At 73.5% G+C, this 26,137-nt stretch carries 23 protein-coding genes and 1 other RNA gene; 10 read left to right on the top strand and 14 right to left on the bottom strand.

Annotated features, from left to right (window positions below; all coding sequences use genetic code 11):
* Positions 1 to 374: 374 nt before the first annotated feature.
* Positions 375 to 773, bottom strand: an RNA gene (gene rnpB / locus ACRAS8_RS25030) — RNase P RNA component class A.
* An 86-nt stretch (positions 774 to 859) separates the two neighbouring features.
* On the opposite strand from rnpB, the gene ACRAS8_RS25025 reads away from it, so the two are divergent.
* Positions 860 to 1,666, top strand: coding sequence for a MerR family transcriptional regulator (locus ACRAS8_RS25025; protein ID WP_438488242.1), 807 nt, complete (start codon positions 860 to 862; stop codon positions 1,664 to 1,666).
* A complete protein-coding gene (locus ACRAS8_RS25020) occupies positions 1,663 to 2,328 on the top strand; it encodes a hypothetical protein (RefSeq protein WP_438488241.1) in 666 nt (221 codons plus the stop codon). The genes ACRAS8_RS25025 and ACRAS8_RS25020 overlap by 4 nt, the downstream gene beginning before the upstream one ends.
* Before the next feature lie 37 nt (positions 2,329 to 2,365).
* On the opposite strand, the gene ACRAS8_RS25015 is transcribed toward ACRAS8_RS25020, so the two are convergent.
* Entirely contained in the window at positions 2,366 to 3,850 is a 1,485-nt protein-coding gene (locus tag ACRAS8_RS25015; protein WP_438488240.1) for an RNB domain-containing ribonuclease, read from the bottom strand.
* A 136-nt stretch (positions 3,851 to 3,986) separates the two neighbouring features.
* Here ACRAS8_RS25015 and yaaA point away from each other — a divergent pair, with 136 nt between their 5' ends.
* Together yaaA and eda are read left to right on the top strand one after the other, a co-directional pair.
* Positions 3,987 to 4,805: a peroxide stress protein YaaA gene (gene yaaA / locus ACRAS8_RS25010; RefSeq protein ID WP_438488239.1), complete on the top strand. Its 819-nt coding sequence runs from the start codon at positions 3,987 to 3,989 to the stop codon at positions 4,803 to 4,805.
* A gap of 119 nt (positions 4,806 to 4,924) precedes the next feature.
* The gene (eda, locus tag ACRAS8_RS25005; protein WP_438488238.1) at positions 4,925 to 5,602 is read left to right on the top strand and encodes a bifunctional 4-hydroxy-2-oxoglutarate aldolase/2-dehydro-3-deoxy-phosphogluconate aldolase; all 678 of its coding nucleotides are present in this window, start codon (positions 4,925 to 4,927) and stop codon (positions 5,600 to 5,602) included.
* Positions 5,603 to 5,704: 102 nt separating this feature from the next.
* On the opposite strand, the gene ACRAS8_RS25000 is transcribed toward eda, so the two are convergent.
* The 4 genes from ACRAS8_RS25000 to ACRAS8_RS24985 form a co-directional block, all read right to left on the bottom strand.
* On the bottom strand, positions 5,705 to 6,913 hold the full coding sequence (locus ACRAS8_RS25000) for a bifunctional RNase H/acid phosphatase (protein ID WP_438488237.1): 1,209 nt from the start codon (positions 6,911 to 6,913) through the stop codon (positions 5,705 to 5,707).
* Positions 6,914 to 6,916: 3 nt separating this feature from the next.
* Positions 6,917 to 7,660, bottom strand: a complete 744-nt coding sequence (locus ACRAS8_RS24995; RefSeq protein ID WP_438490587.1) for a zinc ribbon domain-containing protein — start codon at positions 7,658 to 7,660, stop codon at positions 6,917 to 6,919.
* On the bottom strand, positions 7,657 to 8,544 hold the full coding sequence (locus ACRAS8_RS24990; protein ID WP_438488236.1) for a Nif3-like dinuclear metal center hexameric protein: 888 nt from the start codon (positions 8,542 to 8,544) through the stop codon (positions 7,657 to 7,659). The genes ACRAS8_RS24995 and ACRAS8_RS24990 overlap by 4 nt, the downstream gene beginning before the upstream one ends.
* Before the next feature lie 166 nt (positions 8,545 to 8,710).
* Entirely contained in the window at positions 8,711 to 9,751 is a 1,041-nt protein-coding gene (locus ACRAS8_RS24985) for an ABC transporter substrate-binding protein (protein WP_438488235.1), read from the bottom strand.
* A gap of 233 nt (positions 9,752 to 9,984) precedes the next feature.
* On the opposite strand from ACRAS8_RS24985, the gene ACRAS8_RS24980 reads away from it, so the two are divergent.
* Together ACRAS8_RS24980 and ACRAS8_RS24975 are read left to right on the top strand one after the other, a co-directional pair.
* Positions 9,985 to 11,277, top strand: a complete 1,293-nt coding sequence (locus ACRAS8_RS24980; protein WP_438488234.1) for a hypothetical protein — start codon at positions 9,985 to 9,987, stop codon at positions 11,275 to 11,277.
* Between the two features lie 152 nt (positions 11,278 to 11,429).
* Positions 11,430 to 11,597 (top strand): hypothetical protein, encoded by a 168-nt coding sequence (locus ACRAS8_RS24975; RefSeq protein ID WP_438488233.1) that lies wholly within the window; start codon positions 11,430 to 11,432, stop codon positions 11,595 to 11,597.
* Positions 11,598 to 11,728: 131 nt separating this feature from the next.
* Here the strand turns inward: ACRAS8_RS24975 and ACRAS8_RS24970 are convergent, their stop codons facing one another.
* The 3 genes from ACRAS8_RS24970 to ACRAS8_RS24960 form a co-directional block, all read right to left on the bottom strand.
* Positions 11,729 to 12,670, bottom strand: coding sequence for a 3-oxoacyl-ACP reductase (locus ACRAS8_RS24970; RefSeq protein ID WP_438488232.1), 942 nt, complete (start codon positions 12,668 to 12,670; stop codon positions 11,729 to 11,731).
* Positions 12,671 to 12,692: 22 nt separating this feature from the next.
* Positions 12,693 to 13,769 carry a Zn-dependent alcohol dehydrogenase gene (locus ACRAS8_RS24965; RefSeq protein WP_438488231.1) on the bottom strand — a complete coding sequence of 359 codons (1,077 nt, stop codon included), beginning with the start codon at positions 13,767 to 13,769 and terminating at the stop codon, positions 12,693 to 12,695.
* Positions 13,770 to 13,855: 86 nt separating this feature from the next.
* A complete protein-coding gene (locus ACRAS8_RS24960) occupies positions 13,856 to 14,770 on the bottom strand; it encodes a MaoC/PaaZ C-terminal domain-containing protein (RefSeq protein WP_438488230.1) in 915 nt (304 codons plus the stop codon).
* 509 nt (positions 14,771 to 15,279) lie between these two features.
* Here ACRAS8_RS24960 and ACRAS8_RS24955 point away from each other — a divergent pair.
* Both ACRAS8_RS24955 and ACRAS8_RS24950 read left to right on the top strand, forming a co-directional pair.
* Positions 15,280 to 16,545 (top strand): sensor histidine kinase, encoded by a 1,266-nt coding sequence (locus tag ACRAS8_RS24955; RefSeq protein ID WP_438488229.1) that lies wholly within the window; start codon positions 15,280 to 15,282, stop codon positions 16,543 to 16,545.
* Positions 16,542 to 17,147 carry a response regulator gene (locus tag ACRAS8_RS24950; RefSeq protein ID WP_438488228.1) on the top strand — a complete coding sequence of 202 codons (606 nt, stop codon included), beginning with the start codon at positions 16,542 to 16,544 and terminating at the stop codon, positions 17,145 to 17,147. The genes ACRAS8_RS24955 and ACRAS8_RS24950 overlap by 4 nt, the downstream gene beginning before the upstream one ends.
* A gap of 69 nt (positions 17,148 to 17,216) precedes the next feature.
* On the opposite strand, the gene ACRAS8_RS24945 is transcribed toward ACRAS8_RS24950, so the two are convergent.
* The 3 genes from ACRAS8_RS24945 to ACRAS8_RS24935 form a co-directional block, all read right to left on the bottom strand.
* The gene (locus tag ACRAS8_RS24945) at positions 17,217 to 18,653 is read right to left on the bottom strand and encodes an MFS transporter (protein ID WP_438488227.1); all 1,437 of its coding nucleotides are present in this window, start codon (positions 18,651 to 18,653) and stop codon (positions 17,217 to 17,219) included.
* Between the two features lie 456 nt (positions 18,654 to 19,109).
* Positions 19,110 to 19,487: a VOC family protein gene (locus ACRAS8_RS24940; protein WP_438488226.1), complete on the bottom strand. Its 378-nt coding sequence runs from the start codon at positions 19,485 to 19,487 to the stop codon at positions 19,110 to 19,112.
* Positions 19,488 to 19,551: 64 nt separating this feature from the next.
* The gene (locus ACRAS8_RS24935) at positions 19,552 to 20,058 is read right to left on the bottom strand and encodes an EF-hand domain-containing protein (protein WP_438488225.1); all 507 of its coding nucleotides are present in this window, start codon (positions 20,056 to 20,058) and stop codon (positions 19,552 to 19,554) included.
* 228 nt (positions 20,059 to 20,286) lie between these two features.
* Between ACRAS8_RS24935 and ACRAS8_RS24930 the strand changes: the two genes are divergently transcribed.
* Together ACRAS8_RS24930 and ACRAS8_RS24925 are read left to right on the top strand one after the other, a co-directional pair.
* Positions 20,287 to 20,850, top strand: coding sequence for a hypothetical protein (locus ACRAS8_RS24930; RefSeq protein WP_438488224.1), 564 nt, complete (start codon positions 20,287 to 20,289; stop codon positions 20,848 to 20,850).
* 749 nt (positions 20,851 to 21,599) lie between these two features.
* A complete protein-coding gene (locus ACRAS8_RS24925; RefSeq protein ID WP_438488223.1) occupies positions 21,600 to 22,136 on the top strand; it encodes a hypothetical protein in 537 nt (178 codons plus the stop codon).
* Positions 22,137 to 22,358: 222 nt separating this feature from the next.
* On the opposite strand, the gene ACRAS8_RS24920 is transcribed toward ACRAS8_RS24925, so the two are convergent.
* A complete protein-coding gene (locus ACRAS8_RS24920) occupies positions 22,359 to 23,552 on the bottom strand; it encodes a thiolase C-terminal domain-containing protein (RefSeq protein ID WP_438488222.1) in 1,194 nt (397 codons plus the stop codon).
* Between the two features lie 64 nt (positions 23,553 to 23,616).
* Positions 23,617 to 25,923, bottom strand: a complete 2,307-nt coding sequence (locus tag ACRAS8_RS24915) for an acyl-CoA dehydrogenase (protein WP_438488221.1) — start codon at positions 25,921 to 25,923, stop codon at positions 23,617 to 23,619.
* Between the last annotated feature and the right edge of the window lie 214 nt (positions 25,924 to 26,137).

Raw genomic sequence — 26,137 nt, 5'->3', positions numbered from 1 at the left:
CACGTCCGCCCTGCCAGGGGCAACGCCTACCGGGGACACGTCGAGCGCTGTCATCCCCGGCAGTGAACTGTGGATGGTGAGCGAAAGCAGTCCCGGTTGTCGTCGGCGGCGAGGTCCATTGGTGCACCCGCGATCAATGGCTGCGAGAGGCCCTACGTGCCCTCGACAGTGACCACGGATCCGGAAAACTGCACGTCACGCCCATTCCCAGGTGGACGCCCCCCTGACGGGCCTGGCGCGCGTGCACGCCCCAGTGCACAACCAGTGCACATTCGCGCGGGAACTCGCGGGAAACCGCAGGTCAGGGAGGGGAGCCCAGCAGCCCCCGCAAAGGCCCCGAGCGGGGCGTTTTCGCTGGTCAGGGCGGGAAAAAGCGGACGAGTCGGCCTGTACGCCGGGTTTTGTCTCCGGGCGACCTTGCGGTCGGCCGGGAGGCGGCCATCCATCTAGGGCTGTCGTTGCCGGCAGCCTCGTGCGGTCTACCCGCGGACTCGGGCGGGCAGCCCTCGATCGTCCGCGCAGGGCCATCAGGCGATGGCCCCTCTTGACCTTGCTCCGGGTGGGGTTTACCTAGCTGCCCAGGTCACCCTGGGCACTGGTGGTCTCTTACACCACCGTTTCACCCTTACCCGGCCTTGCGGCCGGGCGGTTTGCTTTCTGTGGCACTGTCCCGCGGGTCACCCCGGGTGGGTGTTACCCACCACCCTGCCCTGTGGAGCCCGGACGTTCCTCGGGGGGATCGATGATCCCCACGCGACCGCCCGGCCGGCTCGTCCGCCGTGCCGACCATGCTACCTGGCGGATTCCACGGATTCTGACGGGTTGACCTTGCCGTTGCGTCAACGTTTCTACTGGCGGCATGCGAATCGGGGAACTGGCCGGGTTGGCCGGCGTCAGCGCGCGGGCCATCCGGCACTACCACCACCTGGGGCTGCTTCCGGAGCCGGAGCGGAGGGCGAACGGCTACCGGGAGTACGGGCTGCGCGACGCGGTGGCGCTGGCGCGGGTACGGCGGCTGACGGAGCTGGGCCTCGGGCTGGAGGAGGTGAGGGATGTGCTCGCCGATGACGCGGGGCGGGAGCTGCGGGAGGTGCTGGCGGAGCTGGACGCGGATCTGGCGCGGCAGGAGGACGCGCTGCGGGCCCGGCGGGCGCGGCTGGCGGAACTGCTGCGGCGTACCGAGGAGCCGGACGGGCTGCCGGAGGAGGGGCCGGTGTCGGAGCAACTGGCGGAGCTGTTCGGGGAGATGGCTCGGATGTCGGCGGAGCTGCCGGGGCCGGAGCCGGCGATGGCGGTGCGGGAACGGGAGATCCTGGCGCTGCTGGAGGCGGCGGGCGACGACCGGGCGCGGGGAGCGATGGCGGCGGCGCTGCGGGACATGTTCACGGAGCCGGGCTCGATGGAGCGGGCGTATGCCACGTACGGGCTGCTGGACGCGCTGGCGGGGGCGGAGGTGGGCGATCCGCGGGTGGCCGAGGCCGCGCGGGCGATGGTGGAGTGCGTGCCCGAGGAGGTGGTGGCGGCGATCGCGGCCGGGGCCGGGGCGGTGGAGGGTTCGGGGCACGGGGCCGAGGTCTGGGCGGAGCTGCTGGTGATGGAGCTGGCGCCGGCACAGGCGGAGGCGATGCGGATGGCCATGCGGATGATCGCGGAGGGGGAGCGATGAGCGGAGGGGGAGGAAGAGGGGAAGTGGGGGTTGGGGGGCGGGGGTGGCGGCTGGTTCGGCATGAAGGGTTGTGGCTGGCGAGTCTGGTGTGGTGGGTGGCGCGGCGGCGGGTCGGGGTGCCGGCGGGGGCGCGGGCGCTGCCGTACGCGGGGGCGCAGGCGGCGATGCTGTACGGGCTGGCGTTCGTGTTCGTGGTGGAGACGGTCGGGGTGAGCGTGCTGCTGCGGGACGAGCCGGGGCTGCACGCGGTGATGCTGGTGGTCGACGTCTACACCGTGCTGATGGTGCTGGGGAGCCAGGCCGCGGCGGTGACCCGGCCGCATGTGGTGGGGGCGGACGGGGTGGTGTTGCGCGACGGTGCCCGGATGGCGGTGCGGATTCCGTTGGAGCGGATCACGTCGGTGCGGTACGACCTGCGGTTCGGGCGGAGTGCGCGGGAGGCCGGGGCGGCGGACGACGGGGTGCTGGAGTTGGCGGTCGGCGGGCAGACGTCGGTGACCTTGGAGCTGGCCGAACCGATCGTCGCGGTACGGCTGTTGGGGCGGCGGGAGACGGTGCGGACGGTGCGGTTCCATGCCGATGACGCGCGGGGCGCGGTGCGGGCCGTACGGGAGGCGGTGCGGGAGGGGATGCGGGAGGGGATGGCTGACGCTGCGGCTTAGGTCGCCCTCCAGGAGCCGGTCGAGCCGGTCGAAGCGGTCACACGGGGGTGAAGAGGACTGGTTCGTGGCCTGGGTCGGCGGTGGTGAGGCGGACTCTGAGGTAGCCGCCGAGGGGTAGTGGGGGGCCGGCGGGGGCGGCTTGGACCGGGGCGATCACGGCCGGTTCGCGGAGGTGGACGGTGCCCCGGGTGGGGTCGTCGTGGTGACGGTCGACGACCACGGCCTCGAAGGTCTCGCCGACGCGGTCGCGCAGCAGGGCCGCCTCGACGAGGTCGACGCAGGCCCGCTCGATCCGGTTGGCGCGCTGGGTGCCGGTCTCCATCTCGTGCGGGAGGGCGGGGAGGGCGGCGCGGACCCAGGCGGGCGGGGTGCGGCCGGCCGCGGCGGCCAGGCACAGCTCGGAGGTGTAGCGGTCGACGAGCCGGCGCAGCGGAGCGGTGGCATGGGCGTAGGGGGCGGCGACCGCGGCGTGCACGACGGTGCCGGCCGGTGGGGCGGTGCCGTCGAAGACGGTGTAGCCGGCGCCGCGGAACAGGGCCGTGCACTCCTGGAGGAACGCGGCGTGGGCGGCGCGGTGCGGGTCGAGGGTGCGGATCAGCGCCGCGTACGAGGTGTGGTGGGGCCAGTCGACGCCGAGGGCCTGGGCGGTGAGGCGGAGCCGGGCGACCGAGCCGTCGGGGGCGGTGGGCAGGGTGCGCAGGATGCCGGTGCCGGCGGCGAGCATCAGCTCGGCCGCGGCCATGCCGGTGAGCAGGGAGATCTGGGCGTTCCAGGCGGCGGCCGGGAGGGGGGCGCGGTAGGCGAGGGTGTAGCGGCCGTCGCGTTCGACGATTTCCTGCTCGGGGACGGTGAGGGAGATCGCGCCGCGGGCCGTCTCCTGTTTCTCGCGGAGCCGCCCGATCTCGCGGAGCAGGGCGAGCGGCTCCTCGGCGGTGCCGTCGTCGAGGACGTGCTGGACGCCCGGGTAGTCCAGGCGGGCGCGGGAGCGGACCAGGGCGCGGCGGACGGTGGTGCCGGTCAGCGCGCCGTCGGCGTCGAGTTCGAACTGCCACAGGACGGCCGGGCGGTCCTGGTCCGGCAGCAGGCTGGCGGCGCCTTCACTGAGGACGGTGGGGTGCAGCGGGATCCGCTCGTCGGGGAAGTAGAGGGTGGCCACCCGGTGGTGCGCCTCGGCGTCCAGGGCGCCGCCGGGGGTGACGAAGGAGGCGATGTCGGCGATGGCGTAGTGGACGCGGTAGCCGCCCTCCCGGCGGCGGGCGAGGAACATCGCCTGGTCCAGATCGCGGGCGCCGGGCGGGTCGAGGGTGAAGAGGGGCAGGTCGGTCGCGTCGTACAGGGTGTGCTCGGTGGCCACCTCGCCGTCGCCGGCCGGAATGCGCGGGGCGCGGGCGGCGCTGTCCGCCTCTGCCTGGGCGGTGGGCGGGAAGTGGTCGGGGACGTCCAGCCGCACGCGCAGCTCGTGCAGGGCGGCCCGGAGAGGGGCCTCCGCTGCGTCGGTCACATGCATATGGCGACGGGGCATGGAACCGAGCGTATGGCCGCCGGGCGCTCCCGGCGCGGTGTGCGGGCGCCGGGCGGACGACGCGCCGGGCGGCCGGGCTTCTAAGCTTTTCGGCGGGGCCGCACCCCTGCTCGTACCGCCGTGAAGGAGAAACACCGTGCTCGTGCTGTTGCCGCCGTCCGAAGGGAAGGCCGATCCGATCGAGGCGGCGCGAGGGGGCGCCCCCCGGGGTGCGCTGGACCTGGGGGCGCTGTCGTTGCCGGGGCTGACCGCGGCGCGGGCGGAGGTGCTGGCGGAGCTGGTCGATCTGTGCTCGGCCGACGCGGTCAAGGCCCGGGAGGTGCTGGGGCTGAGCGAGGGCCTGAAGGGCGAGGTGGCCAAGAACGCGGGGCTGCGCACCGCGGGCACCCGGCCGGCCGGGGAGATCTACACCGGGGTCCTCTACGACGCCCTCGGGCTGGCGTCCCTCGACGCGGCGGCGCGGAAGCGGGCCGAGCGGTCGCTGCTGGTGTTCTCGGGGCTGTGGGGCGCCGTGCGGATCGACGACCGGATTCCGTCGTACCGCTGCTCGATGGGGGTGAAGCTGCCGGGGCTGGGCGCGCTCGGGGCGTACTGGCGGGGGCCGATGGCGGAGGTGCTGCCGGAGACCGCCGGGGCCGGGCTCCTGCTGGATCTGCGGTCGGCGGCGTATGCGGCGGCGTGGAAGCCCAAGGGGGAGCCGGCGGAGCGGACCGCGACGGTGCGGGTGCTCCAGTCGAAGATCGTGAACGGGGTCGAGAAGCGGTCGGTGGTCAGCCACTTCAACAAGGCGACCAAGGGCCGGCTGGTGCGGGACCTGCTGGTGGCCGGGGCCGAACCGGCGGACCCGGCGGAGCTGGTGGAGACGCTGCGCGGACTGGGTTATGCGGTCGAGGCCGAGGCCCCGGCGAAGGCCGGCAAGCCATGGGCCCTGGATGTGATCGTGACGGAGCTGTGAGCGTGACGGAGCTGTAAAGGGCTCCGTCCGCCCCCGCATCCGCGGCCCGTCCGCCCCGTGTCCGCCCCTGTTGCAGCATCTGCAACGAGCGTTGCGGGCGGTATTTCGACCGGTCCAGTATGGGCGGCGTGACTGACGCCGCCTCCTCTTCCGCCGCGCCCTTCCCCGCCTTCCTCGGGCTCGCCCCGGTCGCCCCGGTCCTCCCGGTCGTGGTCCTGCGGGACGCGGCGGACGCCGTGCCGCTCGCGCGGGCGCTGGTCGCCGGCGGGCTGCCGGCGATCGAGGTGACCCTGCGCACGCCCGCCGCGCTGGACGCGATCCGGTCCGTCGCCGAGGAGGTCCCGGACGCGGTGGTCGGCGCCGGGACCGTGCTGGACCCGGAGCAGGCCGTGGCGGCCGCAGCGGCCGGAGCGCGGTTCCTGGTGAGCCCGGGCTGGTCGCCGCGGCTGCTGGGCGCGCTGCGGGACTCCGGTCTGCCGTTCCTGCCGGGCGTCTCGACGGCTTCGGAGGTGGTGACCCTGCTGGATGAGGGGATCAGCGCGATGAAGTTCTTCCCGGCGGAGGCGGCGGGCGGCACCGCCTACCTCAGGTCGCTGGCCGGCCCGCTGCCGCAGGCCCGCTTCTGCCCGACCGGCGGCATCGGCCCGGCCACGGCCCCCTCGTACCTGGCACTGCCCAACGTCGGCTGCGTCGGGGGCACCTGGATGCTGCCCGCGGACGCGCTGGCGGCCAAGGACTGGCCGCGGATCGAGCGACTGGCGCGGGAGGCGGCACAACTCGGCCCGTCCGGCATGTGAGGACGCTCGGTCCGGCATGTGAGGACGCTCGTCGCGGGCGCAACGGCGCCGCCCCCGGCTACCGGTGGCGAACCGCACCACCGGTAGCCGGGTCGGCCGAGATCACCGCAGGTGGGACGTGTCGTTCAGCAGGCGCAGCGACGCGTTCCCGTCCGCGTAGTACGCCACCGCGGAGAGCGACGCCGCGGACAGCTCCATACGGAACAGGGACTCCGGCGGGGCGCCCAGGGCCAGCCGGACCAGCGTCTTGATCGGGGTGACGTGGGTGACCAGGAGGACGGTCCGGCCCGCGTACCGGGCGATCAGCTTGTCGCGGGTGACCGCGACCCGGCGCGCCACCGCCGCGAAGGACTCGCCGCCCCCGGTGGGCGCCGCCTTGGCGGAGCGGAGCCAGGCGTCGAGATCGTCGGGGTGGCGTTCGCGGACCTCGGCGAAGGTCAGCCCCTCCCAGGCGCCGAAGTCGGCCTCGCGGAGCCCGTCCTCGACGCGGACGTCCAGGCCGAGCCGGGCGGCGATCGTCCCGGCGGTCTCCTGGCAGCGGCGCAGCGGCGAGCTGACCACGGCCTGGACGGTGCCGCGGGCGGCGAGCGCGGCGGCGGTCGCCTCGGCCTGCCGGCGGCCGGCGTCGGAGAGTCCGGGGTCGGTCCCGCCGCTGCCGGAGAAGCGCTTCTGCGGCGTCAGCGCGGTCTCGCCGTGCCGGAGCAGGACGAACGTCGCGGGGACGCCGAGGTCGGGCGCGCCCCAGCCGACGGGCGGCGCGGCCGCGCTCGGGCGGCCCTCCGCGGCCTCGGCCTCTTCGGCGGCCGCGTCCGCGGCACGGGCCGCGGCGCTGCGGGCGGGTGCCGCGTCGGCCGGGCCGGCGAGCGCCGCCCGGGACTCGCGCGGCTCCCACTGCCTGCCGTCCCGGCCCGCGTCCATCGCCTCGTTGGCGAGTCGGTCGGCGTGCTTGTTCCGGGAGCGGGGGATCCACTCGTAGGTGACCCGGCCGGGCGGGAAGACCGCGGCGGCCGCGGCGGCCAGCGGCTTCATGTCCGGGTGCTTGATCTTCCAGCGGCCGGACATCTGCTCGACGACGAGCTTGGAGTCCATCCGGACGTGCACGGCGGCCTCCGGGTCCAGGGCGTGCGCGGCGCGCAGCCCGGCCAGCAGGCCCTTGTACTCGGCGACGTTGTTGGTCGCCGTCCCGATGAACTCGGCGGCCTCGGCCAGCGCCTCGCCGCTCGCCGGGTCGAGGACCACCGCGCCGTAACCGGCCGGCCCCGGATTGCCCCGGGAGCCGCCGTCCGCCTCGACGATCAGCTCGCGCGCCACGGCCTACAGCCCCGAGTCGGGCGTGCGGACCAGGATGCGGCTGCAGTTCTCGCACCGGACGACGGCGTCGGCGGCGGCCCGGCGCACGTCGTTGAGCTCGGTGATGTCCAGCTCCAGCCGGCAGCCCTCGCAGCGGCGCTGGTAGAGGCGGGCGGCGCCGATGCCGCCCTGCTTGGCGCGGATGCGGTCGTAGAGCGTGACCAGTGCCTCGGGGATGTCGGCGACGGTGAGTTCGCGCTCCTTGTTGACCGTGGCGACCTCGGCGTCGATCTCGGCGTGGGCGGCGTCCCGGCGAGCGGTGGCGTCGTCGACCTTGGCCTGGATGGCCTCGACCCGCTCGGTCAGCTCGCGGACCCGCTCCTGGGCGGCCTCGCGGCGCTCCATGACCTCCAGGACGACGTCCTCCAGGTCGCCCTGGCGCTTGGCCAGCGACGCCAGTTCGCGCTGGAGGCTCTCCAGGTCCTTGGGGGAGGTCACGGCGCCGGAGTCGAGGCGCTTCTGGTCGCGGGCGGCGCGCTGGCGGACCTGGTCGACGTCCTGCTCCGCCTTGGTCTGCTCGCGGCTGGTGTCGCTCTCCTCGGTCTGCGCGGCGACGAGCAGATCGCGCTGCTGGGTGAGGTCGGCCTCCAGGGTCTGCAGCTCGGCCAGCTCGGGGAGGTTCTTGCGCCGGTGCGCGAGCTGGGTGAGCCGGACGTCGAGGTTCTGGACGTCCAGGAGGCGGATCTGGTCGGCGGGCGCGGCGTTCAGCGGGGGGCTCCTGTGGTGTGCGAGGTGTCAGCGGGGCGGGTGAGCGGGGCGGACGCCGCGTGGGCGGTCCAGGGGTCGGTGACCGTGTGGGAGACGTGCGTGCGCAGTCCCCAGCCGTGCCGGTCGGAGACCGCGTCGAGCTGGGCCGCGGCCTGCTCGCACCACGGCCATTCGGTGGCCCAGTGGGCCGCGTCCAGCAGCGCCGGCGGGGTGTTCCGTCCGGTGGTCTGGGTGGCCTCGGAGGCCGGGTGGTGGCGCAGGTCGGCGGTGAGGAACGCGTCCACGCCGGCCGCCCGTACGTCGTCGAAGAGGCTGTCGCCGGAGCCGCCGGAGACCGCCAGGGTGCGGATCTCGCGGTCCGGGTCGCCGGCCGCCCGGATGCCCTGCGCGGTGGCGGGCAGGCGGGCGGCGGCGTACGCGGTCAGCTCGGCCAGCGTCATCGGGTGCGGGAGCTCGCAGATCCGGCCCAGGCCGCGGCGGCCGGCCGGATCGCTCGGGTCCGGCACCAGGGGGCGCAGGATCCGCAGGTCCAGCGCGCCGGCCAGGGCGTCGGAGACGCCGGGGTCGGCGGTGTCGGCGTTGGTGTGCGCGACGTGCAGGGCGATGTCGTGCTTGATGAGCGTGTGCACGACCTTTCCCTTGAAGGTGCCGGCGGCGACCGTCGTCGTCCCCCGCAGATAGAGCGGGTGATGGGTGACGAGCAGGTCGGCGCCGAGCCGCACGGCCTCGTCGGCGATCTCCTGGACCGGGTCGACGGCGAACAGCACCCGGCCGACCTCGGCGTCGGGGTCGCCGCAGACGGTGCCGACGGCGTCCCATCCTTCGGCCCGCTCGGGGGGCCAGAGGACGTCGAGCGCGGCGAGGACTTCAGACAGTGCGGGCACGGGGGAAGGTTACCTCTCCCCCGCGCCCGCGCGCCGGGCCGCGGTGCGCGCGGGGACCGCGGGCCGGCGCGCGCCGGGGGTTTCCGGCCACCGGGCGCTAGCCGTGGCGCGCGCCATCCGGCCGCCGCCGCAGGCGACTTGAGGATCCGGCGGCTCGATGGGACGGCTACTTCACGAGGAAGGCCCGCAGATCGGCCAGGACGCTGTCGGCCGCGGTGACGCCGAGGCCGAGGTACCAGGTCTCGTCCTTCACGTTCCGGGCGTGGCCGTCCTTGACCGCCTTGAGGTTCTTCCACAGCGGGTTCTGCTCGGCGGTGTCGCGCTTGGTGGACCGGGGGTCGCCGTAGACGCCGGTGAAGATCCAGTCGGCGTCGGCCTGGTCGATGTTCTCCGGGCTGACCTCGGTGGCGAGGTCGTCGGCCTGCTGGTTCTTCGGCCGGGGCAGGCCGACGTCCTTGAGGACGGTGCCGATGAAGGAGCGCTGGGCGTAGAGGCGGGTGAACTGGGGCATGTAGCGCAGCATCGTCACGGTCGGCTTCTCGGGGCCGATGTCCTCGCCGAGCTTCTTCGCCCTGGCCTCGTAGGCGGCGAGTTCGCGCTTCGCCTCCGCGGTCTTGTCGAGGGCGGCGGCGTTGAGGAGGTAGTTCTGCTTCCAGGTGAAGCCGGGGCGGATCGAGAAGACGGTCGGGGCGATCTTGCTGAGCTGTCGGTACTGCTTCTCGGCGCGCAGCTTGCTGCCCAGGATGAGGTCGGGCTTGAGGGCGTTGATGGCCTCCAGGTTGAGGCCGTTGACGGTGCCGACGCTCTTGGGGTGGCCGGCGCTCTTCGCGAGGTAGTCCGGGAGGGCGGCGTCGCCCTCGGTGGGCGCGTAGCCGACCGGCTTGATGCCGAGCGAGACGGCGTTGTCGAGCTCGCCGACGTCGAGGACGACCACGCGCTGGGGCGCGGAGGGGATGGTGGTGGCGCCCATGGCGTGCCGGACGGTGCGCGGGAACCGGCCCGGCGCGGCGTCGGTGCCCATCTTCGCCGTCTCGTCGGCGGCCCTGCCGAAGTCCTTGCCGCCCTGGGCCACGGACTTCGAGCCCGCCCCGCGGTCGCCGCCACCGTCCGCGCCGGACGCCCCGCACCCGGCGAGCACGAGGGCACCGGCGGCGGCGAGGGCTGCCCCTCGGACTATGGCGGCGGCGCCGCGGCGGCGTAGGGGCATCACGTCACTCCAGCTCGACATGCGGGTGCCGCCGGGCGGCCGGGAGCCACCCGGCCACCCGACGGCAACTTAGGTCCACCTAACTTTAGACATCCTTGAAACTCCGAGCACACCCACCCCTCCCCATACCGGCGAATCGGACAATGGCCACCCTTATGCGTGAAGACCGGCAACTGCCGTTGATCGGCCGGAAGTGCGAAAACTAACGTCCCTCCACTGGAGGTGGCACCCCCATGACGATCTGTGCCAGTGAGGACACCGCGGCGCTCGACAGCCCGCACCGTGCGGCGCTGACCCTCTCCGCCGACGGCTCGTACGGCGCCCGGCTCGCCCGTCACGACGACGCCGCCGGGAGCCGGTACCCGGAGCGCTGGACGATCGGCGGCCCGGAGCCGTACGCGGTCCCGCTGCCGGGCAGTCAGCCGGAGGAGCCGGACAGCGCGCTGCTGCCGCTCGCCGACGGCCGGGTGCTGATCGTCCGCCGGGTCGCCGACCGCTTCACCGTCTCCCTGCTCTCCCCCACCGGGCCCGGCACCCAGGAGGTGCTGGTCGGCGCGGTGGCGGCGCGGGAGCTGACGCTGCTGCCGCCCGCTCCCGGCGGACGGCTGGGCTACGCGCTGGCGCCCGGCGCCGGGACCACCGCGCTGTGGCGGGTGCACGGCGGAACGGCGGGGCCCGAGCGGATCGCCGTGGTGCCGGGCCACTGCACCGGCGGGGTCTGGCTGGATCACGACGGGCGGCTGCTGGCGGTGGACCGGGAGCTGGACGGCCGCAGCAAGTCCGTGGTGGTGGACCTGGCACGCGGCGGGGAGATCAGCCCGCTGCTGCAGATCACCGAGGAGAGCAACGACCGGCTGCTGCTGGCCGATCCCGACAGCGGGCTGCTGCTGGTCCGGTCGGACGCCCCCGGCCACGACCGGCTGGGCTGGGGCGTGCTGGACAGCAGCCTGCCGGTGCGCTTCCCGGAGTGTCTGCGGGCGCCCGACATGGCGGTGACGCCGTTCGCGATCCAGCCGGGGCGGGCGCTGCTGCCGGAGAGCTGCGCGGTGGCGTTCCGGCTCGACGGCCCGGACGGCACCCGGCTCGGCGCGTGGCGGCCCTCGGAACGGCGGTTGCGGCGGTTCCCGGCCCCGGACGGCTGGCTGGCGGGCAGCGGCCGGTGGACGCCGGACGGCGCGCTGCTGCTGCCGTACGCGACGGGGGCGGTGCCGTGCGGGGTGGCGCGGATGGCCGTTCCGCTGGGGCCGGTTGTGGGGGCGATTGCGGGGGCGGCCGGGGGAACGGGAGTTCCGGTGGCGGAGCTTCCGGGACTTCCGGGACTTCCGGAAGTGGCAGTTCCGTCCGGACGGGGATCCGTGGACAGCGAGGAGATTGTCCTGGAAGCGGGCGATAGCGACCTCGGCTCCACAGCATCTCCACAACCGGACGCCGATGACGAGGAACCGCTCATGTGTTCCCCGCATCCCCGGATGTGCAGGCCAGTTCCACTGCAACAGGCGCCTCTCGCGTCCCGGGAGTCCCCGTGAAGTGCCGTTTCCCGCCCCGTTAGTATTCCGGCGGGGGCTGTGCAGCCGGTTGACCCGGCCACCGACGGCACCGCACGGGGTGTGTTCCGGTGGGAGCCGGGGGAGGTCCCGACGCGTACAGCTGCAAGCGATCTGACGGAGTGACTCTTTCCATGTCCGAAGCCCAAACCGACACGACCCAGGCGCGCCCGCAGGAGGCAGCCGCCCAGGCCGCCGAGGCCGTAGGCTCCGGCAGGCACCGCGGCCCGGCCGCCTCGGAGGAGGCGCAGAGCGCCGCCCAGGGGCGGCACCGCCGCGACCACCCGGTCCGGGTCTCCTGAACCGACCGGCACGCCGCAGGCCGTGGCCGCCGCACCGCGAACGCGGGCGGCGGCCACGGCCGTTGTGGCGGCGGCCACGGCCGTCGCGCGAACCGAACCCGAACCGAACCCGAACCGCCGCGCCCCGGGCGTCAGTCGTGCTTGAGGCCCAGCACCTCGGCAGCCGCGAAGGTCTCGTGTGCCGGGCGCCCGGCGTAGTACGGGGTGAGCAGGCCGTCCAGCTCCTCGTAGCTGAAGACCTCCTTCGCGGTGTCGAACTTCGCGGCGATCCGTGGGCGTTCGGCGATCGCGACCATGCCGCCGTGGACGACCAGCAGCTGGCCGTTGATCCCGGAGGCGGCCGGCGAGGCGAGATAGCCGACCAGCGGCGCGACGTGCTCGGGCGCGAGCGGGTCGAGCCGGCCGTCCTCGGGGGCCGCGAGGCCGGCGAAGACGTCCTCGGTCATCCGGGTGCGGGCGCGCGGGCAGATGGCGTTGGCGGTCACGCCGTACTTGGCCAGTGCCAGCGCCGTGGACGTGGTCAGACCGACGATGCCGCCCTTGGCCGCGGCGTAGTTGGGCTGGCCCGCCGAGCCGGCCAGGAACGCCTCGGAGGAGGTGTTGACGATCCGCCCGAAGACCGGGCCGCCGGCCTCCTTGGATCGGGCGCGCCAGTGGGCCGCGGCGAAGTGCGTGGTGTTGAAGTGGCCCTTGAGGTGGACGCGGATCACCGAGTCCCACTCGTCCTCGGTCATCGAGAAGACCATCCGGTCCCGCAGGATGCCCGCGTTGTTGACCAGGATGTCCAGCCGGCCGTAGGTGTCGATCGCCAACTGCACGAGTTCACCGGCCTGTTGGTGGTCGGCGACGTCGCCGGTGTGGGCGACGGCCCGGCCGCCGGCGGCGCGGATCTCCTCGGCGGCCTCCTCGGCGGGGCCGGGCGACGCGGCGCCGGAGCCGTCCCGGCCCGGCTGGCCGAAGTCGTTGACGACCACCCGGGCGCCGAGGCGGGCCAGTTCCAGGGCCTCGGCCCGGCCCAGTCCGCGCCCGGCACCGGTGACGAGCGCGGTCAGGCCCTCCAGTGGCTGTGCCATGAGCGTCCCCTCAGCTCTCTCGTCAGATCTCGATGCAGGTGCGCAGCGCGGTGCCCGAACGCATCTGGTCCAGGGCGTCGTTGATGCCGTCCAGCCGGACCCGGTGGGTGATCAGCCCTTCGAGGTCGATCCGGCCGGCCCGCCACAGGGCGATGGCCCGCTCGTAGGAGCGCAGCACGTCCCCTCCCCCGTACAGCGACGGCAGGATCCGCTTCTCGTCGAAGAACAGCTCGAACATGTTGACCTGGAAGGTGTCGTCCATGGCGCCCGCGCCGACTACACAGAGGGTGCCGCCGCGCCGGGTCGTCTCGTAGGCGGTGCGGGCGGTGGCGGACTTGCCGACGACCTCGAAGACGTAGTCGAAGCCCTCGCCGCCGGTGATCCGGGCCTTGGCGTCGGCGAGTTCCTCGGGGGCGACGGCCTCGGTGGCGCCGAACCGGAGGGCGGCCTCGCGGCGGGCCGCCACCGGGTCGACGGCGATGATCTGGGCGGCGCCGCAGGCCCGGGCGCCCTGGATGACGGAGATGCCCACACCGCCGCAGCCGATCACCGCCACCGACGAAGCGGCCGCCACCTTGGCGGTGTTGAGGGCCGCGCCGAGCCCGGTGGTGACCCCGCAGCCGATCAGGGCGGCGATCTCGTAGGGGACGTCGTCCGGGATCGGGACGGCGCAGTCGGCGGGGACCACCACCTCCTCGGCGAAGGTGCCGGTGCCGGCGAAGCCGAAGACGTCACCGCCGGGGCGCCTGAAGTTGGGGGTGCCGGCGTTCATGAACCCGGCCAGGCAGAGGTGGGTCTGGCCGCGTTTGCAGGACGGGCAGTCGCCGCAGGCGGGCAGCCAGCACATCAGGACCCGGTCGCCGGGCCGCAGTCCGGTGACGCCGTCGCCGACGTCGAGGACCTCCCCGGCCCCCTCGTGCCCGGGGACGAACGGCGCGGGCTGCGGCAGCACCCCGTTCATCGCGGAGAGGTCGGAGTGGCACAGTCCGGTGGCCCGGATCCGGATCCTGACCCGGCCCGGCCCGAAGCCCACCGCCTCGACGTCGTCGAGCACCTCCAGCTTGTCCCGTCCCGTCTCCTGCTGAATGGCTGCGCGCATGCGACACCCGCTCCTCTCGTACGTACGACATGCTGGTCCCGCCCCGGCCGGCCGTCGGGGTATCGCGGCCTGGCGGCCGCTCGTCCTCAAGCGCCGGACAGGCTTGGTACGCCGTGCTCGACCACCGTGTCCGCCAGCACCGGTGCGTCGTCCCGCTCGGCGGCAGTGACCGCGACCCGGACGCGGCCGCCCTCGTCTTCCCCGGTCCGCTCCCGCCACATCCGGATCCGCAGCGTCTCCCCCGGGAACACCACGCCCGCGAACCGCGCGGTGTACGACCGCACCCGGGAGACGTCCCCGTCCAGCGCGGCGTCCACCACCGCCTTGAGGGTCACCCCGTACGAGCACAGACCGTGCAGGATCGGCCGGTCGAAGCCGGCGAGCTTGGCGAACTCCGGGTCGGCGTGCAGCGGGTTCCAGTCGCCGGAGAGGCGGTAGAGCAGCGCCTGGTCGGCGCGGACGAGGCGTTCGGTGGTCAGGTCGGGTGCCCGGCCGGGCAGTTCGCCGCCGACCGAGGGGCCCCGCTCCCCGCCGAAGCCGCCCTCGCCGCGGACGAAGATCTGGGTGTCGCAGGTCCACAACGGCCCGTTGTCGTCGGCGACTTCGGAGCGCAGCACGATGACGGCGGCCTTGCCCTTGTCGTAGACGGCCGGGACGGTGGAGGTCTGGGTGGCGCGGCCGCGGACGGGCAGCGGGCGGTGCACGGTGACGGTCTGCCCGCCGTGCAGCACGGCCGCCAGGTCGACGTCGATGCCCGGCGCGGAGAGCCCGCCGGCCAGCGCCATGCCTCCGCCGGCGACGGTGGCGAAGCTGGGGAGTACGTGCAGTGCGCTCTCCAGGGTGTAGCGGAGTTCGTCGGGGTCGGTGGCGGCGTGCGGCCTCTCCGGGGTGGCCGCGCCGGCGCCGATGCCGAGGTGGTAGAGCTGGACGTCCTTGTGGTCCCAGGCGAGTTCGGTGGTCCGCGGCGGGGCCGCGGTGGCCTTGGCGGCGTCGATGGGCATGGAGGTGCTGCTCCTTCACCACGGTGTGAGACCCCGGCCCGGCCGTCCGCACCGTCGGCCGCGCCGGGGTCGTATCGGGTCGGCGGGCCCGCGCTCCTCGGCACTTCTAGAACGCGTTCTAGCCGATAGCAGTCATGTATAGCCGATCGGGGCGGGAGCGGGAAGACCCCTGACGGTATGTCAGATGTGCAGGGTGCGCGTTCCGGACGGCCTGGCCCGTCCTTCTTCGGCCCGCCGGCCGATGACATTCGTCCCGCCGGCCCATGACATTTGTCAGGGCCGTTCCCCCACATTCGCCTCTGCCGCGCGGCGGCCACGCTCCGTAGCGTCTTTGGCAGCGGGTGCGACGACGTCACCGCACCGGAGCGTCGCCCACGGCCAGGTGCCGGGGCCGGCCACGGTGGCGGTACCGGCCGCCTGGCTGGCACTCTTCGGCGGTTACGCGGTGTACGCGGACGCGCAGAGTAGACCGTACAGAACGGAGCGAACGGCATGAGGCGAGGAACGGCATGGCACGGATGAGAGGGCGGCGGGAGCGGGGCGGAGCGCCCGGCGGCGGAGCGGAGCAGGGCCGCGCGGCGGGGGCGCGGCCGTGCGAGCGGGAGCCCAGGGGCCCCGGCCGGTACGCCTTCCTGCCCTGGCTGCTGATGGGGCTGGGTGCGTTCTCCAACATCATCCACGGCAGGTCCGGCAACCCCTGGCTGGCCGGCGTCGGCCTCCTCGCCTTCAACTCCCTCTATGTGACCGTCGTCTTCTCCGCCTTCAACCCCCGGCGGCGCGACACCCGCTACCCGCTCTACGCCCTGGCCGCGCTGGCCGCCGTCACCTACGCCGTCGCGCTCGGCTTCGGCGGCGAGTGGTTCATGTTCTTCCCGCTGCTGTCGCTGGCCTCCGGCACGGTCCGCACGCTGCGCGGCAGGCCGCTCGCCCTCTGGCTGATCGTCCTCAGCGGGTCCGCCGGGTTCCTGTCCGGCTGGTACGACCAGAGCCCCTGGGGCTCGTTCGGCATCGGCTACGGCACGTTCCTGTCCGGGATGGTGACGGCCTCGGTGCTGAGCCTCTTCGACACCATCCAGGAGCTGCGGGCCACCCGCCAGGAGCTGGCCCGCAACGCCGTGGAGAAGGAACGGCTGCGGTTCTCCCGGGACCTGCACGACCTGCTGGGCCACACCCTGTCGGTGGTGGTGGTGAAGGCGGAGGCGGTGCGCCGGCTGGCGCCCCGCAACCTCGACGCGGCGCTGGCCCAGGCCGCCGACATCGAGGCGGTGGGCCGGCAGGCGCTGACCGAGATCCGCGAGGCGGTCAGCGGCTACCGCGAGGGCAGCCTGGCGACCGAGCTGGACCGGGCCCGTTCGGCGCTGGGCGGCGCCGGCATCGAGCCGGTGGTGCGGCAGTCCGGGCCGCCGCTGCCGCCGCAGGCCGCCGCGCTCCTGGGCTGGGTGGTCCGCGAGGGCGTCACCAACGCCGTGCGGCACAGCGGCGCCACCCACTGCGAGATCGAGGTGCACACGGACGACGACCGGGTGCGGCTGACGATCACGGACGACGGCCGCGGTCCCGTAAGCTCCCAAGCGTCCGACGCACCGTCCGACGCACCATCCGGCGCCGCCTCCGGGCCGGTGGGCGGTACGGGCCTTGCGGGGCTGGCCGAGCGGCTGGCCGCGGCGGGCGGCACGCTGCGCAGCGGTCCCGACGGCCGGCGCGGCTTCCGGGTCACGGCCGAACTTCCGGTGGACGCGGGCGATCTGGCGGATGCGGAGGAGTTGTCCAAGTGATCAGGCTCCTGCTGGCCGAGGACCAGCGGATGATGATGGGCGCGCTGGCGCTGCTGCTCGACCTCGAGGACGACATGGAGGTGGTGGCGCAGGTGCCGGCGGGCGATCAGATCGTCGCGGCCGCGCTGGAGACCCGTCCGGACGTCGCACTCCTGGACATCGAACTGCCCGGTCGCAGCGGCCTGGACGCCGCCGCCGACCTGCGCGACGCGTTGCCCTCGTGCAAGGTGCTGATCGTGACGACGTTCGGGCGGCCCGGCTATCTGCGCCGCGCGATGGAGGCCGGGGCGGCCGGCTTCCTGGTGAAGGACGGCCCGGTGGAGGACCTGGCGGCGGCGATCCGCCGGGTGCTGGCCGGTGAGCGGGTGATCGACCCCGGTCTGGCCGCCGCGGCCCTGAGCGCCGGGCCCAACCCGCTGACCCAGCGCGAGCGCGATGTCCTCACCGCTGCCGTGGACGGCGCGACGGCCGCCGACATCGCCGCCAGACTGAGCCTGTCGCCGGCCACGGTCCGCAACTACCTCTCGGCCGCCATCGGCAAGACCGGCACCCGCAACCGCATGGAGGCAGTACGGGCGGCCCGGCGCAACGGCTGGCTGTAGGGCGGGGCCGGGAGAGCGGGGCGGCCGGCCGCCGGGGCCGCCGGCGGCTGGGGCGGTCGGGGCGCCCGCTCAGCCCTGGGCCGCGTCCGTCCGACGGCGCGGCAGCGCCAGCAGCATCAGCGTGACGCTGCCCGCCAGCACCATCGCGCCCACCAGGAACGCCAGGCCGTAGCCGTCGGCCAGGCCCACCCGGCCGGGCTCCGCCGTGATCCGGGAGGCGGCGACGGTGGAGAGCACCGACAGGCCCAGCGCGCCGCCCATCTGCCGCGAGGTGTTGATCAGGCCGGAGACCAGCCCCTGGTCGGCCGGGTCGGCGCCGGAGGTGGCGATGGCGGCGACCGGCGTCGCGGTCAGCCCGGCGCCCAGCGCCATCAGGACGCCCGGGCCGAGGATCGTCCCGAGGTACGTCCCGTCGACCGTCATCGTGCTCTGCCAGGCCATCCCGGCCAGCGAGATCACCGCACCGCCGACCGCCAGCGTCTTGGCGCCGAGGCGGCGCATCAGCAGGGGCGCGACCTTCGAACCCAGCACGATGGACAGCGAGTGCGGGATGAAGGAGAGACCGGCCCGCAGCGGCGTGTAGGAGAGGACGTTCTGCACGTAGAGCGACAGGAAGTACCACATGGAGAACATCGCGGCGCCGGACAGCACCATCGCCGCGTTGGCCGAGGAGACCGAGCGCAGCCGGAACAGCCCCAGCGGCATCAGCGGGGCCTTGGCACGCGCCTCGACCGCGACGAAGACCGCGACCACCACCAGGCCGGCGGCCAGCGGCAGCAGCGCCGGCGCCGAACCCCAACCGTGCGTCTCGGTCTGCACGATGCCGTACGCCACCAGCCCGAGCCCGGCGGTCACCAGCAGCGCACCGGGCACGTCCAGGCGCCGCGCGGTGCCCTGCCGGCTCTCGGTCAGCCACAGCGCGGCGCCGGCCAGCACCAGCGCGCCCACCGGCACGTTGATCAGCAGCACCCAGCGCCACGACAGGTACTCGGTGAGCACCCCGCCGACCAGGCCGCCCACCGCGCCGCCGCCCGCGCCGACCGCCGTCCACGTCGCGATGGCCCGCGTACGGGCCGGACCGGCCGGGAACGACGTGGTCAGGATGGTCAGCGTGGCCGGGGAGAGCACCGCGGCGCCCACGCCCTGGATGGTGCGGGCGGCGATCAGCTGCCAGGGCTGCTGGGCGAGGCCGCCGGCGACGCTCGCGAGAGTGAACAGCGCCAGCCCGACGAGGAAGACCCGCTTGCGGCCGAAGAGGTCGGCGGCCCGGCCACCGAGCAGCATGAAGCCCGCGAAGGTGATCACATAGGCGTTGACGATCCATTGCAGGCCCAGCTCGGACAGGCCGAGCCCGGAACGCATGGCGGGCAGTGCCACGTTCACGACGGAGACGTCCAGCACGACGAGGAACTGTCCGGCGCAGACCAGCACCATCACCAGCCAGGCCGGTGCGGCCGTCCGCCGTGTGGACGTGGACAGCGTGGGAGAAGTGGCTATCGGGGGCATGCCGACCATGCTCGCACCAGCCCCTCACCACCCGCATCGGGATATCGGTGCATTCACCATGCGCTCGGGTCCTAGGGCGGGGGATGTAGGGCAACGGGGCGGCGGGGCGGGGGCCTTAGGGGGTGGGGGCGACGGTCCCCTGGGGTGTGTCGGTGGCTTGTGACAAGTCGCAACAAGTCGTGACAAGAGCCTCGGATTCCGCCAGGGGGCATGAACGGCGGTGTCACGCACACCTGTTGGTCACCGGGAAGATGTCAGTCCTGCTCGACTTCCGGTGTGCCGTCAAGGGTCTCTGTGAGGCAGGCGCGGGCTGGCTTCAGCGATGTCACGCTACTCGCGGGCTGTGCTGCGGCCGCTGTTGCCGGTGAGTAACAACCGATGCGGTCGGTGGCGGGACCACGGTCTGTGGCTCCGGTCGTGATCCCGGGTGGGCGCGACCGCATGCGGGAGCGGTCCTCAGTGGCGGACCAGGCAGAACGGATGACCTGCCGGATCGGCATAGATACGCCAGCCCCGCCCGTCCGAACCGTCGTCCAATACCGTCGCTCCCCGGGCCAGCACCTGCTCCTGGGCACGGTCCAGGTCCACGACGCCGAAGTCCAGATGGAACTGCTGGGGCCGGGAAGGGCAGGGCCACAGCGGCGGCTGATAGTCCACCGCCCGCTGGAAGGCGAGGACGAGCCCGGACGGCGTGTGCAGTGTCGCCCAGTCGTCGTCAAGTGCCCACCTCTTGTCCTGCTGATTGACGGTCCCGCCCAGCAGTGACCGGTAGAACGTCGCGAGTTCCGCCGGATCAGAGCAGTCCAGCACCACGCACTGCAGGTCAGCGATCACGGGCCGATCCTAGACAGCCTCCCAGCGGACCCGGCCCCGATACCCAAGATCGCAGGGACAGGCCCTAGTACAGGGCCTCGCCCATCGGGGAGCTGTCGCCGACGATGTAGGCGCGGATCGATGCCAGGTACGCGTCACGGCCGACCCGGCCGTCGCCATCGGCATCCAGCGCGTCGAATGCAGCGGCGGCGTTCCCCGGCGGGTTGTTCAGCGCGGTGCGCAGCGTGGTGAACTCGGCTTTGTCCAGGGCGCCGTCCCCGTCCGCGTCGGCGAGGTCGAAGAGCGCGCCGAGCGCGAACCGGCAGATGTTGTCGAACTTGTCGGCGCCCACCCACGCGTTGTACTCATCGAAGGTCAGCTTGCCGTCGTTGTTCGCGTCCATCGCCCCCCAGGCTTTGATGCCTTCCGTGCGGGCGGTGACGACGAGTGGGTCGTCCTCGGTGCGCTCGGTGGCCAGGACTGTCCGGTCGATGCGGGAGAGATAGTCGTGCCGCGTGATGACCTGGTCCCCGTCGGCGTCCATCATGGCGAACACGCGCGCTCTCGCGGCGGTGGCGGCTGCGGCGGTCATACGGCTCACTCGGGACTCCCCTGCTCGGTTCATGTTCCGATGCGACGAAGGCTCGTCCGGCCCTTCCTACCCGGCACCTTCCGGATGCCACGCGTCCCGCCGGGCGGACAGGCGTGCACGACGGCGCCATGGGGGGGGCATGCGCCGGTGGCGCACTTCGAGACGCCGATCAGCCGATGCGACACCTGGGTAGTCAAGTCCATATATGTGGCAGACGAGTCCACATATATGGCAGACGACTTGCTGGAGGAGCATGTGATGAGCAGGCGCGGTATGACGGTGACGCTGGGGTCCCTGGCGCTGGTGTTCTCGTCGCTGGTGTGGGCGCCGGCCGGCCAAGCCCGGACGGGCGGGCACGAGGCCGTCAGCTGCACGGGCAACGCCCACGGCAGCTACGATCCGCCGCTCACCCTCCTGCCCCGCAGGACACACATCCACGCGGACGTGCACTACACGTGCACCACCGCCCCTGGCCGCACCGCCCCGGCGACAGGCTCCTTCGACGCCCTCGCGCCGTCGGCATCCTGCCTCTCGCTGTCCGGCGCGAGCGGCAGGGAAGTCGTCCGCTACGCCGACGGCAGCCGGTCGGTGATCGTCATCGACGGTGCCGTCACCGCTCGCGTCACGGGCGTCCTGGTCGTCCTGCAGTCAGGCCGGGTCGTGGCGGGACGCGACGAAGGCCACCTCGTCCGCCGCACCGTGACCGCACTGCCCGATCAACTGCCCACGGACTGCCTCACCTCCGGCCTCCAGGGCCCCCAAAGCACGGTTCGGCTGGAAATCCTGCCGTAGCACCAGCCCGCCACTGCACCGGCCACGTACCGAGTTGTGGGACCGTCACCGCCGCAGTACTCCTCATCTGTCTCTCCGATCATGATCGGAGAGACAGAACCCGGGCGGCGGTAACGCCTACGGCCTCGGCGAGTTGGGCTGCCTCGTCGCGGAATGCACGTGGTGCCTTCCGCCAGAGATCGGCTACGACTCCCCGTGCTGACGGGGTGTATGCCACGGTTTCCCGACTGATCTTGCAGGCGACTCCCCTGACATGGAGGGCGGCTGTGCGGTCGCCACGTTGAAGGTGGCCGCGGGCTACTTCGACCCAGAGCCGAGTGGTCGAATGAGTCCGGCCGCTTCGGTAACCACCCGTAGCGCTTCGTCCGGGTACGCGGTTTCGCGCAAGATGTTGCCCATGTTCCACGCCGCCGCAGCAACCGCGGCAGGGTCGTCTGCGTTCTGCGCCGCTGCCAACGCGCGGTCGGCTGCCACCCACGCGAGTTCGGCCGGCGCTACGTAGGCAGTCGCCTGTCCGACGAGCCGGTAGACATCCGGCAGCCTGGGCACTCAGAACGGCACGCCTTGGGGCGCCCGGGGCGTAGTGATCGGCCCTTCACCACCCGGTAGGCCCGTAGGGGGAGCGGCTCGGTGTCCTGGTCACCTCGGAGGATGAGTGATCTTCAGCCCCGGGCTCGATGCCCTCCAACGCGGGCCCGTGGAACGGTGTCTCGGACCAATATCTTCCCTCTCGTCAGGAGACCCGGGCCATGTCCGAATTCGCTGCCTCTCGTCCAGGGAACGCAGTTGCTGAGGTTTCGCCCCCGCCCCGGTGGGCCGTCCGAGCCGCTTATGCCTCGGCGCTCTCCGCGACCGTCGGGTTCATCCCACTCCACGCGGTCTGGGCACTGGGCATTCCCCTCTGGGCGGACAAGGGCAAGTTCCGCGAGTGGTACGCGGTCGGTGGCGGTCCCTACCTGTTCGTACTCAGCGGCCTGGCCCTGCTGGCGGGCATCCTGGCGTTGAGCCTGGTCCGGCCGTGGGGTCTGGTATTCCCGAGCTGGACCCCGCTCCTCGCCGGATACAGAGTCCCGCACCGCACGCTGGCCGCCACGGCCTCCGCCGTCTCGGCCTTCCTCCTCCTGTACACCATCTGGGCCGCTGCGCAGACGATCAACGACTTCAACGACGACGGCGTCTTCAGCCCCTGGATCGTCGTCTACGGCATCCCCCAGTTCCTGGTGTGGGGCATCGGCTTGGCCATCGCCGCACACTCCTATCGCCGCCGCACATCATCCGGTCGCTAAGTACTGTACGGCGGGTCACGAACGAAGCCAGAGGCGCATGGTTGCGACGGTCACGGTGCCGTAGTAGGCCGGAACGATCTCCACGCGGCAGGGCGGCCGGGGCGGGGCCTTAGGGGGTGGGGGCGGCGGTCCCCTAGGGGTCACGAGGGCCCCCAGGAGGCCAACTACCCGCATGATGACGGGAGTTAACGTGCCGGACTTGCCGGACTGCCCCCGGCGGCGTCACCTGCGGAGCAGGGTGACCACTGCGGCGCCGCCAAGGCCGATGTTGTGGGCGAGGCCGATGCGGGCGCCGGGGACCTGGCGGGCGGCGGCCGTGCCGCGGAGCTGCCGGACCAGCTCGGCCGCCTGGGCCAGGCCGGTGGCGCCCAGCGGATGCCCCTTGGAGATCAGCCCGCCGGACGGGTTGACCACCCAGCGGCCGCCGTAGGTCGTGGCGCCGTCGGCGACCAGCTTCCCCGACTCGCCCTCCGGGCACATCCCCAGCGCCTCGTACGTCAGCAGCTCGTTGATGGAGAAGCAGTCGTGCAGCTCGATCACGTCGACGTCCTCGATGCCCAGGCCGCTGTCCTCGTAGGCACGGCGGGCCGCGGCCCGGCTCATCGGCGCGCCGACGACGTCGATGCAGGAGCCGGAGGCGAAGCTCTCCTCGGTGTCCGTGACCATGGCCTGCCCGGCGATCTCCACCGCGCGCTCCGCCAGGCCGTGTTCCCGGACGAAGCGCCCCGAGGCGACCACCGCCGCCGCGGCGCCGTCGGACGTCGGCGAGCACTGGAGCTTGGTGAGCGGGCGGTGGACGGTGCGCGCGGCGAGGATCTCCTCGACGGTGTACACGTCCTGGAACTGCGCGTAGGGGTTGTGCGCGGAGTGCCGGTGGTTCTTGGCGCCGACCATGGCCAGCTGCTCGGCCGTCGTGCCGTGGCGCGCCATGTGCTCGCGGGCCGCGTTGCCGAAGATCTGGGCGGTGGGCGGGGTCATCTCGAAGCCGTGGGCCGCGGCCATCACGCCGTAGTGACGGGCGACCGGCGACGTCGCGAAGTCGCCGCCGTCCGCGCCGGCGCCCAGCGCGCCGCGCTTCATCTTCTCGAAGCCGAGCGCCAGCACGCAGTCGTTGAGGCCCGAGGCGACGAACTGGCGGGCCATCATCAACGCGGTGGAGCCGGTGGCGCAGTTGTTGTTGACGTTGTAGACGGGGACGCCGGTGAGCCCCAGTTCGTACACGGCGCGCTGGCCGGCCGTCGACGCCTGGTAGCAGTAGCCGACGGGCACCTGCTCGACCGCGTCGTAGTCGATGCCGGCGTCGGCGAGCGCCGCACCGCCCGCCTCCTTCGCCATGTCCCAGTACTGCCAGTCGCGGGTCTCCGGCTTCTCGAACCGGGTCGTCCCGACGCCGATGATGTACGCCGTGCCGGTCATGCGATCCTCCAGGGGCCAGGGCCAGGTGGCGGGGCGGTGTGCATACGGCTGCCTGTGGGCGCGGTCAGATCAGAGGGCGCGGTTCCGGGTCGCGGGGCAGGCCGAGGAGGCGTTCGGCGACGACATTGAGCTGGACCTGGGTGGTGCCGCCGGCGATGGTCAGACAGCGCGACATCAGGAAGTCGTGCAGCGCGCGGGCGCCGGGCCCCTCACGGACCGCGCCGGCCGGGCCGAGGAGTTCCAGGGCCAGGTCGGCGACCTTCTGCTGGTGCGCGGTCTGCACCAGCTTGCGGATGCCGGCGCCGGCGCCCGGCTCCCGGTCCGACACCCGCTGGAGGGTGGTGCGCAGCCCGATGCAGGCGAGCGCGTGCGCCTCGGCGGCCAGCGCCCCGACCCGGGCCCGGACCGCGCCGTCCGCCTCGGCGGTGTGCGCGACGAGCGCCTCCAGGCCGGTGTCGAAGGTCATCTGGTCGGCCATGTGGACGCGTTCGTTGCCGAGGGTGGTGCGAGCCACTCGCCAGCCGTCGTCGACCGCGCCGACCACCGCGTCCGCGGGCAGCAGCACATCGTCGAAGTACACCTCGCCGAACAGGGCGTCGCCGGTGATCTCCTTCACCGGGCGGACGTCGATCCCCGGCGTCGACATGTCGACGACGAAGAAGGTCAGGCCGTGGTGCTTGGGCGCGTCCGGGTCGGTGCGGGCGAGCAGGATGCCGTGGTCGGCGGTCTGCGCGGCCGAGGTCCACACCTTCTGGCCGTTGATCCGCCAGCCGCCGTCCGCGGTGTGCTGCGCGCGAGTACGCAGCGACGCCAGGTCCGAACCGGCCTCCGGCTCGGAGAACAGCTGGCACCACAGCAGATCACCGCTGAGCGTCGGCGGCAGGTACCGCTCCTGCTGCGCGGCCGTGCCGTGTGCGAGGAGCGCGGGCACCACCCAGGTGGCGATGCCCAGTTCGCCGACCCGGATCCCGGCGGCGGCCATCTCCTGCTGGATGGCGAGCTGTTCGACGGGGCCCGCACCCAGTCCGTACGGGGCGGGCAGATGCGGCGCGGCGTATCCGGTGGGGGCCAGTGCACGGCGGACGGCGGCGTCACCGGCGGCGTCACTGATGTCGTCCGTGGCGGCGTCGCCTGTGTGGGGAGCCGGGCCGCGTACCCGGTCGAGGGCGGCCCGCGCCCGCTTCCTGAACTCCTCGGCCTCGGCGGGGAGTTCGACCAGGAGGGTGCGACGGGCACCGGCCGCGGCATGGCCGGCGGCGCGCAGCCGGTGGGCGTCGGCGCCGCCGAGCAGCTGGCGGGCGGTGACCGCGCGGCGCAGGTGGAGGTGGGCGTCGTGCTCCCAGGTGAAGCCGATACCGCCGAGGATCTGGATGCAGTCCTTGGCGCAGCCGACGGCGGCGTCCAGGGCGGTCGCGGTGGCCAGCGCGGCGACCAGGCCGCGCACCTCGGGCGGTTCGCCGGCGGCCCGGGCCGCGTCCCAGACCAGGGCGCGGGCCTGCTCACAGCGGACGAGCATGTCGGCGCAGAGGTGCTTGACGCCCTGGAACCGGCCGATCGGCCGGCCGAACTGCTCGCGGACCGCGGCGTGTTCGGCGGCGGTGCGCAGCGCCCAGCCGGCGGTGCCGCACCCCTCGGCGGCGAGCAGCAGCCCGGCGAGATCCCGGACCAGGGCGCCGTCGACCGCCAGCCGCCGGTCACCCGGCACCGCCGTCCCGTCCGCGCGGATTTCGGCGGTCGGCCGGGTCGGGTCGGCGCTGTCCTGGACGCGGACGGCGAGGGCGGCGGCGTCCACCGCCAGCCATACGGTGCCCCCGGCGGCCTCCGCGGCCAGCACGACCAGATCGGCGTCGCCGCCGGCCAGGACGGGCGGCGCGATGCCGTCGAGGAGGTAGCCGTCGGCGCCTTCCACGGCGGTCAGGGAACCGCTGCCGAGGGCGACGGCGGCGATCCGCTCGCCGGCGGCCAGCGCCCGGACGAGATGCCGGGGCGCGCCGCCGCGGTGCAGCAGTTCGGCGGCGAGGACGGTGGGCAGGTACGGGCCGGGGAGCGCGGCGCGGCCGAACTCCTCCAGGACGACGGCGAGATCGAGCAGGTCGCCGCCGCCTCCGCCGTCGGCCTCCGGGAGGTGGAGACCGAGCAGGCCCTGGGTGGCGAGCCCGTCCCAGTGGGCGGGGCGGCCGGTCCGCGCGGGCGGCGCGTCGAGGAGCTTGCGGACGTCTTCGGGCGGGACGGCCCGCGTGACCCAGCCGCGCACCGCCCCCGCGAGGTCGCGGTGGTCCTGCGTGATGCCGATGCCCGTGTCGATGCCCCTGTCGATTCCCGTAGCGGTGTCCGCGCCGTTGCCCGCCCCGTTGGCCGTTGCGATACCCATGGCGGGCACAGTAGAACACGTTCCAATCTGATGGAAGGTCAGGTGCGGAGAGGGGCGGGTGACGCGACCCCGGCGGTGGCCCGGAAACGGCCCGGTGAATTCCGTGCGGCCGGCCGTCCGTCCGCAATTCCGGGCGCGCGCCGCTCACGGCGGTTTATCGACGGGGCAAGCCGGTGCGTTCCCGCTCTCCCCCTCCCCTTCCCCCTCCCTCTCC

The organism is Streptomyces sp. S186, from assembly GCF_051603415.1.
GTDB lineage: Bacteria > Actinomycetota > Actinomycetes > Streptomycetales > Streptomycetaceae > Streptomyces.
This window is presented reverse-complemented; position numbering and strand designations above follow the sequence as displayed.

Bases quoted from the DNA above. Each gene is read 5' to 3' on its own strand.
- ACRAS8_RS25015 (WP_438488240.1), bottom strand. From the start codon at position 3,850: ATGCCCCGTCGCCATATGCATGTGACCGACGCAGCGGAGGCCCCTCTC.
- ACRAS8_RS24985 (WP_438488235.1), bottom strand. From the start codon at position 9,751: ATGCCCCTACGCCGCCGCGGCGCCGCCGCCATAGTCCGAGGGGCAGCC.
- ACRAS8_RS24975 (WP_438488233.1), top strand. From the start codon at position 11,430: ATGTCCGAAGCCCAAACCGACACGACCCAGGCGCGCCCGCAGGAGGCA.
- ACRAS8_RS24980 (WP_438488234.1), top strand. From the start codon at position 9,985: ATGACGATCTGTGCCAGTGAGGACACCGCGGCGCTCGACAGCCCGCAC.
- ACRAS8_RS24920 (WP_438488222.1), bottom strand. From the start codon at position 23,552: ATGACCGGCACGGCGTACATCATCGGCGTCGGGACGACCCGGTTCGAG.
- eda (WP_438488238.1), top strand. From the start codon at position 4,925: ATGGGCGGCGTGACTGACGCCGCCTCCTCTTCCGCCGCGCCCTTCCCC.
- ACRAS8_RS24955 (WP_438488229.1), top strand. From the start codon at position 15,280: ATGGCACGGATGAGAGGGCGGCGGGAGCGGGGCGGAGCGCCCGGCGGC.
- ACRAS8_RS24930 (WP_438488224.1), top strand. From the start codon at position 20,287: ATGGCAGACGACTTGCTGGAGGAGCATGTGATGAGCAGGCGCGGTATG.
- ACRAS8_RS24970 (WP_438488232.1), bottom strand. From the start codon at position 12,670: ATGGCACAGCCACTGGAGGGCCTGACCGCGCTCGTCACCGGTGCCGGG.
- ACRAS8_RS24960 (WP_438488230.1), bottom strand. From the start codon at position 14,770: ATGCCCATCGACGCCGCCAAGGCCACCGCGGCCCCGCCGCGGACCACC.
- ACRAS8_RS25025 (WP_438488242.1), top strand. From the start codon at position 860: ATGCGAATCGGGGAACTGGCCGGGTTGGCCGGCGTCAGCGCGCGGGCC.
- ACRAS8_RS24965 (WP_438488231.1), bottom strand. From the start codon at position 13,769: ATGCGCGCAGCCATTCAGCAGGAGACGGGACGGGACAAGCTGGAGGTG.
- ACRAS8_RS24925 (WP_438488223.1), top strand. From the start codon at position 21,600: ATGTCCGAATTCGCTGCCTCTCGTCCAGGGAACGCAGTTGCTGAGGTT.
- ACRAS8_RS24945 (WP_438488227.1), bottom strand. From the start codon at position 18,653: ATGCCCCCGATAGCCACTTCTCCCACGCTGTCCACGTCCACACGGCGG.
- ACRAS8_RS24915 (WP_438488221.1), bottom strand. From the start codon at position 25,923: ATGGGTATCGCAACGGCCAACGGGGCGGGCAACGGCGCGGACACCGCT.
- ACRAS8_RS25020 (WP_438488241.1), top strand. From the start codon at position 1,663: ATGAGCGGAGGGGGAGGAAGAGGGGAAGTGGGGGTTGGGGGGCGGGGG.
- ACRAS8_RS24935 (WP_438488225.1), bottom strand. From the start codon at position 20,058: ATGACCGCCGCAGCCGCCACCGCCGCGAGAGCGCGCGTGTTCGCCATG.